Here is a 13,305-nt window from a genome sequence, read left to right as displayed (position 1 = left end):
ACATTTTTAAATATATCGACCACATTTGGAATTATATCGACCAACGCGATAATAAGCCCCAAATACAATATTGCCATAATAAAATATATGAAAATTCGCAATCCAATACTTGCTAGTACGTGGGCATTGAACACTTAGAGACTCTCATGATAGAATGGGTAAGGATGTAAACGTTTTAATACATAGGAGGGGATAGGAATGGTTCAGCCATACAAACACGAGCCTTTCACGAATTTTAAAGATGAGGAACACCGTGAAGGATACCTGACAGGATTGAAGACTGTAGAAGGCTATCTTGGCCAGGATTACGACTTGGTGATCGGCGGAGAGAGGATCTCAACTGAAGATAAGATTGTATCTTACAACCCATCCAATAAAGAAGAGGTTATTGGACGCGTATCGAAAGCAAACCGCGAGCTAGCTGAAAAAGCGATGCAGGCGGCTGTTGAAGCGTTCAAGACTTGGAAGAAAGTGAAGCCTGAAACACGTGCAGATGTATTATTCAAGGCTGCTGCAATCATTCGCCGCCGCAAGCATGAGTTCTCAGCGCTTTTGACAAAAGAAGCTGGTAAGCCATGGAATGAGGCAGATGCTGATACAGCTGAAGCAATCGACTTCCTTGAGTACTATGCTCGCCAAATGCTGAAAATCAAAGACGGTATGCCAGTAAACAGCCGTCCAAATGAATATAACCGTTATGACTACATTCCTCTTGGAGTGGGCGTCATCATTTCTCCATGGAACTTCCCATTGGCGATCATGGCTGGTACAACAGTAGCTGCAATCGTAACGGGCAATACTGTTCTATTGAAGCCAGCTTCCACGACTCCAGTCGTTGCTGCGAAGTTCGTTGAAGTAATGGAAGAAGCAGGTCTTCCTGCAGGCGTCCTTAACTTCGTACCAGGAAGCGGTGCGGAAGTGGGCGACTACCTTGTTGACCACAAAGATACTCGTTTCATCAGCTTCACAGGTTCACGTGACGTAGGTCTGCGCATTTACGAGCGCGCATCAAAGCTGAACGAAGGCCAAATCTGGCTGAAGCGCGTCATCGCTGAAATGGGCGGAAAAGACACAATGGTTGTCGACAAAGACGCTGACCTTGAATTAGCTGCACAAGCGATCACAGCTTCTGCATTCGGATTCTCAGGACAAAAGTGCTCTGCATGTTCACGTGCAGTCATCGTTGAAGATGTATACGATCAGGTTCTTAACCGCGTCGTTGAATTGACAAACGAATTGAAGCTTGATGATCCTACAGATCAAAGCACATTCATGGGTCCTGTAAACGACAAGGGTGCGTTTGACAAGATCATGAGCTACATCGAAATTGGTAAAGAGGAAGGCCGTTTGATGACTGGCGGCGAAGGAGACAGCTCAAAAGGCTTCTTCATCAAGCCAACAATCTTTGCTGATGTTGATCCACAAGCTCGCATCATGCAGGAAGAAATCTTTGGACCAGTTGTTGCATTCGCAAAAGCGAAGGATTTCGACCACGCGCTTGAAATTGCAAACAACACAGAATACGGCCTGACTGGAGCTGTGATCACGCGCAACCGTGAAAACATCCAGAAAGCTCGTGAAGATTTCCATGTCGGAAACCTTTACTTCAACCGTGGCTGCACAGGCGCAATCGTAGGATACCAGCCATTCGGCGGCTTCAACATGTCAGGAACAGATTCAAAAGCTGGCGGACCAGACTATCTGCTTCTTCACATGCAAGCAAAAACTACTTCTGAAATGTACTAATACAGACTTGGGATCCCCTTCTCGTTTTGAGAGGGGGATTTTTTTGTGGCGTTATTCCTGGGCTATTCATGTCGGGAAGCTTTTTTCAAGCAGGACCTCCGTAATAATCTTACTTGCAAAACTCACATGTTGCTGCCTCCCTCGAAAGCCTGATTTATCAATCTTCAAGACTCTTTTTCTGCAGATATTTTTATAGGACGAATTCCTCAATCTTAAAAATTTTTCAGAAAAATTTATCAAATTGGTTGCAATCTAAAAACTCTGTTATATAATACATATTAGAGTTATTGATACTGTACTATAACAAAGGGGTGAAGACAGTCAATGTCGACACAAACTACAGGAATTGAAATTATAGGCAGCATGAAAAACGGATACGAAGAAATTTTGACACCAGAGGCTTTAAGTTTTGTGGAACAGCTTGAAAGGCGATTTGGCCAGCGCCGGGTGGAATTGCTGGCGGCCCGTGAAAAGCGCCAGAAGGAAATCGATGGGGGGAAGCTTCCTGATTTCTTGCCGGAAACGAAACACATCCGCGAAAGTGAATGGACAATTGCACCGCTGCCGGAGGACCTGAGGGATCGCAGGGTTGAGATCACTGGTCCGACTGACAGGAAGATGATCATCAACGCGCTCAATTCCGGGGCGAAGATTTTCATGGCCGACTGTGAGGATTCAACTTCACCTACATGGGAAGCAATCGTTGAGGGGCAAATCAACCTGAGAGATGGTGTCAATCGTACGATTTCCTTTGAAAATCCTAAAGGGAAAAAGTATCAATTGAACGAAGAAACAGCTGTTTTAATGGTTCGCCCTCGAGGCTGGCATCTAGAAGAAAAACATATTTTGCTCGATGGCAACCCCATTTCAGGCGGCTTATTCGATTTCGCGATGTACTTTTACCATAATGCGAAAAAGCTGGTGGAGCAGGGAACAGGCCCATATTTCTACCTTCCGAAGATGGAGAGTCACCTGGAAGCGCGCCTATGGAATGATGTGTTCATCTATGCACAGGATGAACTCGGCATTCCACAGGGAACGATTAAAGCAACTGTTTTGATTGAAACGATTCTCGCTTCGTTTGAAATGAATGAAATTCTATATGAACTGAAAGGTCATTCTGCAGGCCTGAACTGCGGCCGCTGGGATTATATTTTCAGCTATCTGAAAAAGCTCCGTTCGCAAGAAAATGTAATTTTACCAGATCGTTCACAGGTGACGATGACGGTACCGTTCATGAGGTCATACTCCCTGCTGACGATCCAGACTTGCCACCGCCGCAAGGCACCGGCAATGGGAGGAATGGCTGCGCAGATTCCGATCAAAAATGATCCGGTGGCCAACGATGAAGCATTCGCAAAGGTCCGCGCTGATAAGGAGCGTGAAGCACGCGATGGACATGATGGCACGTGGGTAGCGCATCCAGGCTTGGTACCTGTAGCCCTGGAGGCGTTCAATAAGGAAATGCCCGAATCAAACCAAATCAACTCCGGCAAGCAGATTGACATTGAGGTAAAAGCAGCTGACCTGCTCGCTGTACCAGAGGGGACGATAACAGAAGCGGGCGTCCGCATGAACATCAATGTCGGCATCCAATATGTGGCTTCCTGGCTGAATGGCCGCGGCGCAGCGCCAATCCATAACCTGATGGAAGATGCAGCAACCGCTGAAATCTCCCGAGCCCAATTATGGCAGTGGATTCGCCATCCTAAAGGAGTCCTCGATGACGGCCGCAAGGTGAATGTCGAGATGTACCAGCAACTGAAGGAAGAGGAGCTTGAGAAAATCAAGCAGGAAGTCGGCGACGCTGTGTTTGCAAATGGCCGCTTTGAACAGGCGTCAGAGCTGTTCGATAACCTGATACTAAATGATGAGTTTGTAGAGTTTTTAACATTGCCTGGATACAGGGCGTTAGCTTAATAGATTACTAGTTTCATAAAACCATACATTAGGAGGAACGGAAAAATGACTCAAGATCGTGTAAAGCAATTGCAGGAAAGCTGGGAATTGGATAGCAGATGGGCTGGAGTGGAAAGAACGTACAGTGCGGAGGACGTTATCAAGCTTCGCGGTTCGGTTGACATTGAACATACACTTGCACGCAGAGGCGCAGAAAAGCTTTGGAAGCTTGTGAACGAAGAGGATTTCGTCAATGCACTTGGTGCGCTTACCGGCAACCAGGCTGTCCAGCAGGTAAAAGCAGGGCTGAAGGCGATTTACTTGAGCGGCTGGCAAGTGGCGGCTGACGCTAACCTTTCCGGAAACATGTATCCTGACCAGAGTTTGTATCCTGCAAACAGTGTTCCGGCCGTGGTAAAGCGGATCAACCAGGCACTGCAGAGAGCTGATCAGATCACTCATGCGGAGGGAGACAACTCGATTGACTGGTTCGCGCCAATCGTAGCAGACGCTGAGGCTGGATTTGGCGGACAGCTGAACGTTTTCGAATTGATGAAAGGCATGATCGAGGCAGGTGCAGCAGGCGTTCACTTCGAGGACCAGCTATCTTCTGAAAAGAAATGCGGACACCTTGGAGGAAAGGTACTCCTTCCTACACAGACAGCAGTTCGCAACCTGATTGCAGCTCGTCTTGCAGCTGATGTCATGGGGACGCCAACACTGATCGTTGCCCGTACGGACGCGAACGCGGCGGATTTGATTACAAGCGATGTGGACCCATATGATGCGCCATTCATTACAGGTGAAAGGACACCGGAAGGATTCTTCCGCACAAACCCAGGCCTTGACCAGGCGATTGCCCGAGGTTTGGCGTATGCTCCTTATGCAGACCTCGTTTGGTGCGAAACTTCCGAGCCGGATCTGGAGGAAGCCCGCCGCTTTGCAGAAGCCATCCATGAGAAGTATCCTGGCAAGCTATTGGCGTACAACTGCTCACCATCGTTCAACTGGAAAAAGAAGCTGGATGACGAAACGATCGCGAAGTTCCAGGTCGAGCTTGGCAAGATGGGCTACAAGTTCCAATTCGTCACACTTGCTGGATTCCATGCCTTGAACCACAGCATGTTCGAGCTGGCACGCGGCTACAAGGAGCGCGGCATGGCTGCTTACTCCGAGCTGCAGCAGGCAGAGTTTGATAGCGAGCAGTACGGCTATACAGCAACAAGACACCAGCGCGAAGTTGGAACAGGCTACTTCGATGAAGTCTCAATGGTCATCTCCGGAGGCACTTCGTCCACTACTGCACTGAAAGGTTCTACCGAAGAAGCGCAATTCACAGCTTCCTAACGGGTTTTCTCTCCGCCTGATCCGTTCGGTGACGGCGGGGATTTACCATAATGGTTTTTGATTTTTTCACCTTGCATTCTCCTATTTGTGTCCTTCTCTTCAGTCTGCAGAGAAGGTTTTTTTTTGCTGAAAATAGGTTAACCTTAAACTAGCACAGTCCATTGGGCGGGAACATACATAGTATTATTGGAAGATTGATTCTGTATAGACCAGGAGGGACATGAACATCTAAAAACAGGATTACTGTCCGTCATCGAGCGCTATGCGGAATTTTAGCTCCTAAAGAATTGTAAGGGTATTATAAAAGTAACCACTGAACGAACGCTGCAATAAGTTGGGGGTGGATCGGTTGAGCAACAGCAAAATGGATGAGTATTTACAGCAGGGGATCCATGGGGCTAAGCAGACAAAGCCTGATGAGAGAAGGAGATTCCTGACGACCTTAAGGGAGCGCGTTGTCATTGCCTTAACCCAGGGGCAGGTGATGAAAAAGGGAGTGGAACCTCAAGTTGAGCAGATGATGGATGAGAACCCGGAGGCTCACCTTTATCTGAATGGCAATATTTCGTATCCTTACTTATCCGAGTACATCAAAGCGGCTGAAAAAAGAGGAATTGAGTTTACGATTGTCACAAATAAAGATTATGATTCGGAGCTTGGACTTGTCTTAGCGCATGATTATGCGATTGATAAAGAGGATATCTATCTTTCCAACAAACCTAACCCTATTATTAATCCTGTCATGGCTAAACAGAAAAAAGGACTTTTTTCGAAATGGTTTGGAAAATAAGGAGAAGCAGTGCTTCCATTAGGAATGCACTGCTTTTAATTCGTTCAGAACGATTCAATCATCTCGGAAAAACTTTCCCCCAGTTTATAACAAAGATTTTCATTGCACAGCACATCCTGCTCGGTGTCAAAACTCAGCTCTTCTGAAGTCTGTTCTTTGCTATATTCCTTCATCCCTTCGGAGGTCTTTAAAATGATTTTGATATCACCTGGCTTCTCCTCAGCTTTTACTTGCTCGGCATCCTCGAGAAAAGCTAGCAGTTCAACCGGGTTCATAACGGTCAATGTCTTATCTCCTGCTTTAATATAGATCTGGTCGACAAGGCCAAACTTTGTACCGAACAGCTGATTGATTTTGACCTCGGTATCCGATTTTAGCGGAGAGGGATCGCTGCAGGCGGTCAATAGCAAGATCACTGACAAAAGAATTTTTTTCATCTAAATCCTCCATTACAATGGGTAGCTAAATACTGGCGCCATAACGACCAAAATGGCCGATATCGCAATGAACGAGCACGTTACCTTAGGTGAGAGTTTCTCCCGTCCTTCCCCTTTATACCAGCCGCTGAATTGCAGCTTGTTCCGGTAAAATACAAACAAGAGCAGCATGATTGCGATGAATCCCATCCATTCGAATGGTTCTGTGTTTACATCCAACAGCAAGTACGCTTTTCCGAGGATTGATCCTAAGAGGCTCCCCAGGATGGCAAATACCACTATGATTCGCAACAGTTCCAGAACTACTCTCATGTCCGACCTCCAGATTAGTGATATCTATATTTTACCATTACAAAAAAGCAGCTGTATGGATTATTTTCTGCGATCTTCACCTGCTCATGTTAAAATGGTACAAATGGCAAGGCTTGTATTGCTTTAACGTGGAAAACTTTGCTATGATCATTATTATTATTGTCTGACGATTTTTGATGGAGGTGCTTTTATGTCAAGGATTTCTGAAGAACAGGTGAAGCATGCAGCGCACCTGGCGAGATTGGCGATTACGGAAAACGAAGCGCAAATGCTGACGGAACAGCTGGATAAAATTATTACATACGCGGAGCAGTTGAATGAATTGAATACAGACAATGTCGAACCAACTGCACATGTGCTTGAGATAAAGAATGTCATGCGTGAGGACCGTGCCCAAGAGGGACTGCCACGCGAAGAAGTTTTGAAGAATGCGCCTGAGCACCAGGATGGACAAATCAAAGTGCCAGGGATTATGGAGTAGGAGGACCGGCGATGAGTTTATTTGATCACAAGATTTCGGAGCTTCATGAGCTTTTACATAAAAGGGATTTGAGCGTATCCGACCTGGTCGACGAATCCTTCAAACGGATTGGCGAGGTTGAAGGCAAGGTCCAGGCGTTTTTAACATTAGATGAAGAAAATGCAAGGGCAGCGGCAAAGGCTTTGGACGAAAAAGTCATCCAGAACAAGCCAGCAAGCAAGTTATACGGACTGCCGATCGGCATTAAGGATAATATCGTCACAAAGGGCCTGCGCACGACAGCAGCGAGCAAGATTCTTGAAAACTTTGACCCGATCTATGATGCAACAGTGGTCCAAAAGCTGAAGCAGGCTGAGACCGTGACCATCGGCAAGCTGAACATGGACGAGTTCGCAATGGGCTCATCCAATGAGAATTCTGGTTTTAAAAACACATTCAACCCGTGGAATCTTGACCGTGTGCCTGGTGGTTCTTCGGGCGGTTCGGCTGCGTCGGTAGCTGCGGGTGAAGTATTGTTCTCGCTTGGTTCAGATACAGGCGGATCGATCCGCCAGCCAGCATCATTCTGCGGAGTGGTCGGCATGAAGCCAACTTATGGGCTTGTTTCACGCTTTGGTTTGATTGCGTTCGCGTCTTCTCTGGACCAAATCGGGCCAATCACACGCAATGTAGAAGACAATGCATTCCTGTTAAAAGCGATCGCAGGTCACGATAAAATGGATTCGACTTCCGCAAACGTGGATATTCCTGATTATACTGCTTCCTTGACTGGTGATATTAAAGGATTGCGAATTGCTGTGCCGAAGGAGTATCTTGGCGAGGGTGTTAATGAAGAAGTGCGCAAATCGGTAATGGACGCACTTGTGATCCTCGAACGTCTAGGAGCGACTTGGGAAGAGGTTTCTCTGCCGCACTCGAAGTATGCTTTGGCCACATATTACTTGCTGTCATCATCTGAAGCTTCCGCGAACCTGGCCCGTTTTGACGGCGTCCGTTACGGCTATCGTTCACCGAACGCTGAGAACCTGCTCAATATGTACAAAATGACTCGTGAGGAAGGTTTCGGTGAGGAAGTAAAACGCCGTATCATGCTTGGTACATTTGCGCTTAGCTCCGGCTATTATGATGCTTATTATAAAAAAGCGCAGAAGGTCCGCACGCTGATCAAGCAGGACTTTGAAAACGTATTTGAACAATATGATGTCATCGTTGGGCCGACTGCCCCAACGCCGGCGTTCAAAATTGGCGAGAACACCAGGGATCCGATGACGATGTATGCGAACGATATCCTGACGATACCAGTCAACCTGGCAGGTGTGCCGGCTATCTCCGTTCCATGCGGCCTTGATAAAGGTTTGCCGCTTGGGCTGCAAATCATCGGACGCCATTTCGATGAAAGCACTGTATACAAGGTTGCCCACGCGTTCGAACAGGCAACAGAATTCCATAAACAACAACCTGAACTGTAAAGGGGTGAAAACGATGAAGTTTGAAACGGTAATTGGCCTTGAGGTCCATGTTGAACTAAAAACAGAATCGAAAATCTTTTCGGCGAGCCCGAACCATTTTGGTGCGGAGCCGAATACAAATACTAGCGTGATCGACCTTGGTTACCCAGGGGTACTGCCAGTCGTGAATAAAAAAGCGGTTGAGTACGCGATGAAAGCCGCTATGGCTTTGAACTGTGAAGTGGCAGAGCATACAAAGTTCGACCGCAAAAACTATTTTTACCCCGACAATCCGAAAGCCTACCAGATTTCCCAGTTCGATAAGCCGATTGGCGAGAATGGCTGGATTGAAATCGAGGTCAACGGCTATAAAAAGAAGATCGGCATCACGCGCATCCATATGGAAGAGGATGCCGGAAAGCTGACCCACGGAAATGGGTATTCACTGGTGGATTACAACCGCCAGGGAACACCGCTTGTGGAGATCGTATCGGAACCCGATATAAGCACGCCGGATGAGGCTTATGCTTATCTGGAGAAATTGAAGTCAATCATTCAGTACACTGGCGTATCGGATTGTAAAATGGAAGAAGGGTCTCTTCGCTGTGACGCGAACATTTCAATCAGGCCGGTCGGACAAAAGGAATTTGGCACGAAGACAGAGCTGAAGAACCTGAACTCATTCAACTTTGTCCGCAAAGGGCTTGAACATGAAGAAAAGCGCCAGGAGCAGGAAATCCTTGCTGGCCGTGAAATCCAGCAGGAAACACGGCGCTTTGATGAAGCCACAAACACGACGATCCTGATGCGTGTAAAAGAAGGCTCTGATGACTACCGTTACTTCCCGGAACCGGATCTGCCAGATCTTTATATCGATGAAGACTGGAAAGCAAGAGTGCGTGCTGAAATCCCAGAGCTTCCAGATCAGCGCAAAAAGCGATATGTAGAGGATATGGGATTGCCAGCATATGATGCTGAGGTGTTGACTGTATCAAAGGAAATGGCTGATTTCTTTGAAGGAGCTGTGACAGCAGGAGCGGATGCGAAGCAGGCGTCCAACTGGCTGATGGGCGAATTCTCTGCCTACCTGAAAGCTGAATCAAAAGAGCTCCATGAAACAGCACTGACTCCGGAAGGACTAGCCGGCATGATCAAGCTGATCGAGAACGGGACGATTTCCTCGAAGATCGCGAAACAAGTCTTTAAAGAAATGGTCGAAAACGGCGGCGATCCAGAGACAATCGTCAAGGAGAAAGGGCTCGTCCAAATCTCCGATGAAGGCGAATTGCTTAAGATCATTACTGAAACTATCGACGCCAACCCGCAATCTGTCGAGGATTTCAAAGGCGGCAAAGATAAGGCAAAAGGCTTCCTTGTCGGCCAGATCATGAAGGCAACAAAAGGGCAGGCGAACCCGCCATTAGTGAACAAACTGCTTGTCGAAGAACTGAATAAAAGATAGTACCTAAAGCTGGCGAACCAATCGCCAGCTTTTTTGTCGATATTTCCCGGGAAAGAGAAAATAATCGCGAAAATTATCCTCTTTTATAGAGGGACCAGGTGGTATTATATGGTTAAGAACATTAAAGGACGGTGGCTTCTATTTTACTGAGGGACATAGATTTGGATTTGCCTTATGTCAAGAAAGACGATGGTTTGTTGGACAAGCATTCTTTTTCGGAAGTTGAGGCGACCCGAACTCATTATGAAGAGAATTGGAAGACGAAAAGGATCCTGTTTCGTGACCAGGTACGATGCATTGCAAGTTTATATACTGAATTGCTCGGACGGTTCCCCACAGAAGGGACGAAAAAGCTCATCATCAATTGCGTGGAACATCCAGAAGATAAAATCCTTACAACCAGTGACGGCTTTACCGAGGTATGGGTGCAGTTGGACATTGATTCGTATTTTTTGCTATCCGGCGATGAGAAGAAAAAGCTGATCCTTGAGAAAATCCATGAGGGAGTCTTGCTTGCAGCCCATGAATACGCGTGGGGAAAAGAGACTTTTAATAGGATAAAGGCCGAAATCGAAGCGCGAAACTATGTAAATGAATATGTATGGAAAAGAAAAGCCTCACCAGACAGAAAGCTAGCAGCTGAAGTGTTTTGTGTACACGATATCGACCATTTCACGGCATCTTTAACCATCAAAGAGAAAAAATCAGGCAATATCGTGAAAACCAAAAAAGTATTGCAGGAAAGGCCTCATGAATTAATTTTCGTTCAATATCTTGGCGATCTGAAGTGGGTTTCTGATCGGACAGTAGGAATATATCGGGAAAATAAAGCGATATGGATGGTAGAAGAAATTTAAGTGGGAGTAGAAGGTGGGGAATTGGTTAAATTCTTTAAAGTTGGCAATGTAAGAATAAGAGAAGAGGATGAAAGAGTATCAGTATCGAGAAGCATTATACACATGGGTTGAAGGAGTACACTGCAATTAAGAAAAAGGAGGTTGAAACCATGTTGAACCAAAATGCGAATGAAACCCTGCCAACCACTCTATGGAGAGAACGAATGGAAGAAGGAGACGATCTGTTCACTGAAGAGGCTCTTGTTGCCTCGGAAAAAGCACTGCAGCTATTCGTTGCCGGGCTGAAGTCTTTGGGCAACCCGACAAATGAAGAAATCATGGAAAAGGTTGAAGAGATTGTGCTTGAGTTTAATAGATTGAATGAGGAATACGATGATTTCATTGAAACGATGGAACGGGAAGAGCTGTGGGAGTTCATAGATGAAAAAGCACGGGAAGCCGGACTGAAGGCCGACGGGGACATTACCGAGGAGTGGAGAGAATGGTAGAAAAGCAGAGGGATAGTAAATGGAACTGAATGAAATCCTCTTTTCTGATATGACCAACAGGCCGAAGAAGAATGAGGTCGGCTTCAACCACCAGACGCGAATTTTCCAGCTATTATTGAGGAAATATCTAAAGGGAATCCAAACCGAGGATGTCCGGTCATTGAGCGTATATTGCCTGGATAAAGTAAAAGAAATTGAAATTGATCCATACACGATTGAAAATGGGCTTACGGTGAAGGTCCCCTATAATCCGACCGAGTTTTTGAAGCTTGAGAGTGTGGAAGAGAAGTATGCTGAGTATGTAAGGATTTTTGAAGAGTTCATCGTACCGGTGTTCCGGGAGCGGAATTGGGATTACGCACCTGTCGTCAAGGCACTGGAGAAAATCAAAGAACATAACTATCAGGCTGAGTTTCTGTTGAAAGGCACCCCCAAGAAAAGCCCTGATAAAAATCATACTGCCATTGTATATGGATTGCATACTGTAAGCTTATTTCAGTTAAAAGCAAAGATTTATGATAAAGATGGGATGCTGATTAAAGAAGGAATTCTCGTGGAAGAGGTTCCGAATGAAATTGTGTATGCCAGGTTCCTGGGGAAGCCAGCATGGAAGGATGACCGGACGTTTGAAGTCAGCTCGAAATCGAGCCAGTGGGTTGGATCGCTTACAGTTGATTGAGTTAAAGGAGTAACTGTATTAGAAATTGGGGAATTCCTATTAAAAAATTATTGTTCCTGTTTCTTACTGTTTTATTTGTTGGCGGGTGCCAGGCAGTGAAAAGAGAACAAGAAGAACCTTTTCTCTTCGATTACAAGGAGAACAAGATAGCACCTGAAAATAAAGAAAAGGTTGATAAATGGTTAGAGAACGCAAAGTTGAACGATGATACGAAGATACATAGCATGGACATAGATAACAAATATATCTATGTCTATGCTAAGCGGTACAGTGATGTTTTAGTATCCTATCAAAGGGTTTTAAAAAAAGGGAAAACAAATAGTGTGATGAAAGCCAATCTGAAAAAAGGCAATGAAACAGACGAGATCTTTGTCGAGGTAAAATACAATCCTGAATTTTGTTGTGAAAACACAGTTATTGAAGATAGTTATGAAGGGGAATAAGGGATTCAAGTAAGGAGCTGCATTCCGCTATAAGGAAAAACGAACGCACAGATTTTATATCTGTGCGTTTGGCTGTACCCAATGGAGTTTATAATAAGAATTATGTTAATCAGCAGAATAATTCAACTAACCATTCTCTCTAATCTCGCCCATCATCCGTTAAGCGGAGAATCAATCCTTCTTTGTCTAAATAGGTAGACTGAAGCTCTCCTGTATCAAAAATCATATAAACAGGAATGGTGTCAGACGTGAGCTCAGGATATTTCTTCTTCAATCCTTCAAGGTCATCAGACATGTGGAAGGAATCAAGCTGGGCCTTTATTTCTTCCGGAATGTCATACTTTTCTGACTCTCCACGTGGAACAATCGCCAGGACGGAAAGTTTCTCAGGATCCTTTGAAAGAAAATCATAAAAGTGTGGCAGATCCTCAACCATCAACTTGACATAATAAGTGCTGAAGGATTTGTATTCTTTATCCCACCCCGCTGTAATTTGGAAGTGAAGGTTTTGGAGTGTTTGGCTTTTTGGAACAAGGATGGTGTCCCCCTCAGCTGCCAGTTTCTCTCCACCCGGTACGGAATTGACCTGGGTAATGGTGATAGCCGACGGATTTCTGTCGGCAGGAAAAATCACCTTTAACCGCTGTCTTTCACGGGCTTTCGTTGCATTCAACCCGGCCAGCAGTTTTATAGGTTCTTCAGCAGTCTTCCTCGTTCCACGCCAGTGGTATGTCCCCATAACAACGGGGATTTCTTCTCCTTCAATCGTCACAATTGGTAATGGCGGCTTCTCTTCCTTATACAATTTATAGCGGTCCATTGCAATCAGCACGGTTAATAGCAGGATTGCCGCAGAACCATAGAGTAGCAGTCTTTTTTTCATTGTTTTCCCTCTTGGTACTTGATAATTCTAGAA

At 45.7% G+C, this 13,305-nt stretch carries 14 protein-coding genes; 11 read left to right on the top strand and 3 right to left on the bottom strand.

Going from position 1 to position 13,305, the window contains the following annotated elements; translation table 11 throughout:
- Positions 1-198: 198 nt before the first annotated feature.
- The 4 genes from pruA to EJA10_RS00380 all read left to right on the top strand — a co-directional run bounded on the left by pruA (position 199) and on the right by EJA10_RS00380 (position 5,782).
- Positions 199-1,746, top strand: a complete 1,548-nt coding sequence (gene pruA, locus EJA10_RS00395; protein ID WP_125478036.1) for an L-glutamate gamma-semialdehyde dehydrogenase — start codon at positions 199-201, stop codon at positions 1,744-1,746.
- Between the two features lie 324 nt (positions 1,747-2,070).
- Positions 2,071-3,666 (top strand): malate synthase A, encoded by a 1,596-nt coding sequence (gene aceB, locus EJA10_RS00390; protein ID WP_125478035.1) that lies wholly within the window; start codon positions 2,071-2,073, stop codon positions 3,664-3,666.
- A 45-nt stretch (positions 3,667-3,711) separates the two neighbouring features.
- Positions 3,712-4,992 (top strand): isocitrate lyase, encoded by a 1,281-nt coding sequence (gene aceA / locus EJA10_RS00385; protein ID WP_125478034.1) that lies wholly within the window; start codon positions 3,712-3,714, stop codon positions 4,990-4,992.
- Positions 4,993-5,341: 349 nt separating this feature from the next.
- Entirely contained in the window at positions 5,342-5,782 is a 441-nt protein-coding gene (locus EJA10_RS00380) for a YueI family protein (protein WP_425462057.1), read from the top strand.
- Between the two features lie 44 nt (positions 5,783-5,826).
- Here EJA10_RS00380 and EJA10_RS00375 read toward each other — a convergent pair whose 3' ends face one another.
- Together EJA10_RS00375 and EJA10_RS00370 are read right to left on the bottom strand one after the other, a co-directional pair.
- The gene (locus tag EJA10_RS00375; protein ID WP_125478033.1) at positions 5,827-6,219 is read right to left on the bottom strand and encodes a hypothetical protein; all 393 of its coding nucleotides are present in this window, start codon (positions 6,217-6,219) and stop codon (positions 5,827-5,829) included.
- A gap of 12 nt (positions 6,220-6,231) precedes the next feature.
- Positions 6,232-6,531, bottom strand: coding sequence for a hypothetical protein (locus EJA10_RS00370; protein WP_125478032.1), 300 nt, complete (start codon positions 6,529-6,531; stop codon positions 6,232-6,234).
- A 190-nt stretch (positions 6,532-6,721) separates the two neighbouring features.
- Here EJA10_RS00370 and gatC point away from each other — a divergent pair, with 190 nt between their 5' ends.
- The 7 genes from gatC to EJA10_RS00335 all read left to right on the top strand — a co-directional run bounded on the left by gatC (position 6,722) and on the right by EJA10_RS00335 (position 12,389).
- On the top strand, positions 6,722-7,012 hold the full coding sequence (gene gatC, locus EJA10_RS00365; protein WP_125478031.1) for an Asp-tRNA(Asn)/Glu-tRNA(Gln) amidotransferase subunit GatC: 291 nt from the start codon (positions 6,722-6,724) through the stop codon (positions 7,010-7,012).
- An 11-nt stretch (positions 7,013-7,023) separates the two neighbouring features.
- The gene (gene gatA, locus EJA10_RS00360; RefSeq protein ID WP_125478030.1) at positions 7,024-8,481 is read left to right on the top strand and encodes an Asp-tRNA(Asn)/Glu-tRNA(Gln) amidotransferase subunit GatA; all 1,458 of its coding nucleotides are present in this window, start codon (positions 7,024-7,026) and stop codon (positions 8,479-8,481) included.
- Between the two features lie 13 nt (positions 8,482-8,494).
- On the top strand, positions 8,495-9,922 hold the full coding sequence (gatB, locus tag EJA10_RS00355) for an Asp-tRNA(Asn)/Glu-tRNA(Gln) amidotransferase subunit GatB (protein WP_125478029.1): 1,428 nt from the start codon (positions 8,495-8,497) through the stop codon (positions 9,920-9,922).
- A 161-nt stretch (positions 9,923-10,083) separates the two neighbouring features.
- Entirely contained in the window at positions 10,084-10,779 is a 696-nt protein-coding gene (locus tag EJA10_RS00350; protein WP_125478028.1) for a hypothetical protein, read from the top strand.
- 149 nt (positions 10,780-10,928) lie between these two features.
- Positions 10,929-11,267 carry a hypothetical protein gene (locus EJA10_RS00345; protein WP_125478027.1) on the top strand — a complete coding sequence of 113 codons (339 nt, stop codon included), beginning with the start codon at positions 10,929-10,931 and terminating at the stop codon, positions 11,265-11,267.
- Positions 11,268-11,286: 19 nt separating this feature from the next.
- Entirely contained in the window at positions 11,287-11,946 is a 660-nt protein-coding gene (locus EJA10_RS00340; protein WP_125478026.1) for a hypothetical protein, read from the top strand.
- A 95-nt stretch (positions 11,947-12,041) separates the two neighbouring features.
- On the top strand, positions 12,042-12,389 hold the full coding sequence (locus EJA10_RS00335) for a hypothetical protein (RefSeq protein WP_125478025.1): 348 nt from the start codon (positions 12,042-12,044) through the stop codon (positions 12,387-12,389).
- A gap of 139 nt (positions 12,390-12,528) precedes the next feature.
- Here EJA10_RS00335 and EJA10_RS00330 read toward each other — a convergent pair whose 3' ends face one another.
- Positions 12,529-13,272: a hypothetical protein gene (locus EJA10_RS00330; RefSeq protein WP_125478024.1), complete on the bottom strand. Its 744-nt coding sequence runs from the start codon at positions 13,270-13,272 to the stop codon at positions 12,529-12,531.
- Positions 13,273-13,305 lie beyond the last annotated feature (33 nt).

The organism is Mesobacillus subterraneus (genome assembly GCF_003937825.1).
GTDB lineage: Bacteria > Bacillota > Bacilli > Bacillales > Cytobacillaceae > Mesobacillus > Mesobacillus subterraneus.
Note: the sequence above shows the minus strand (reverse complement) of the source record. Positions and strands in the feature narration are given on the sequence as shown.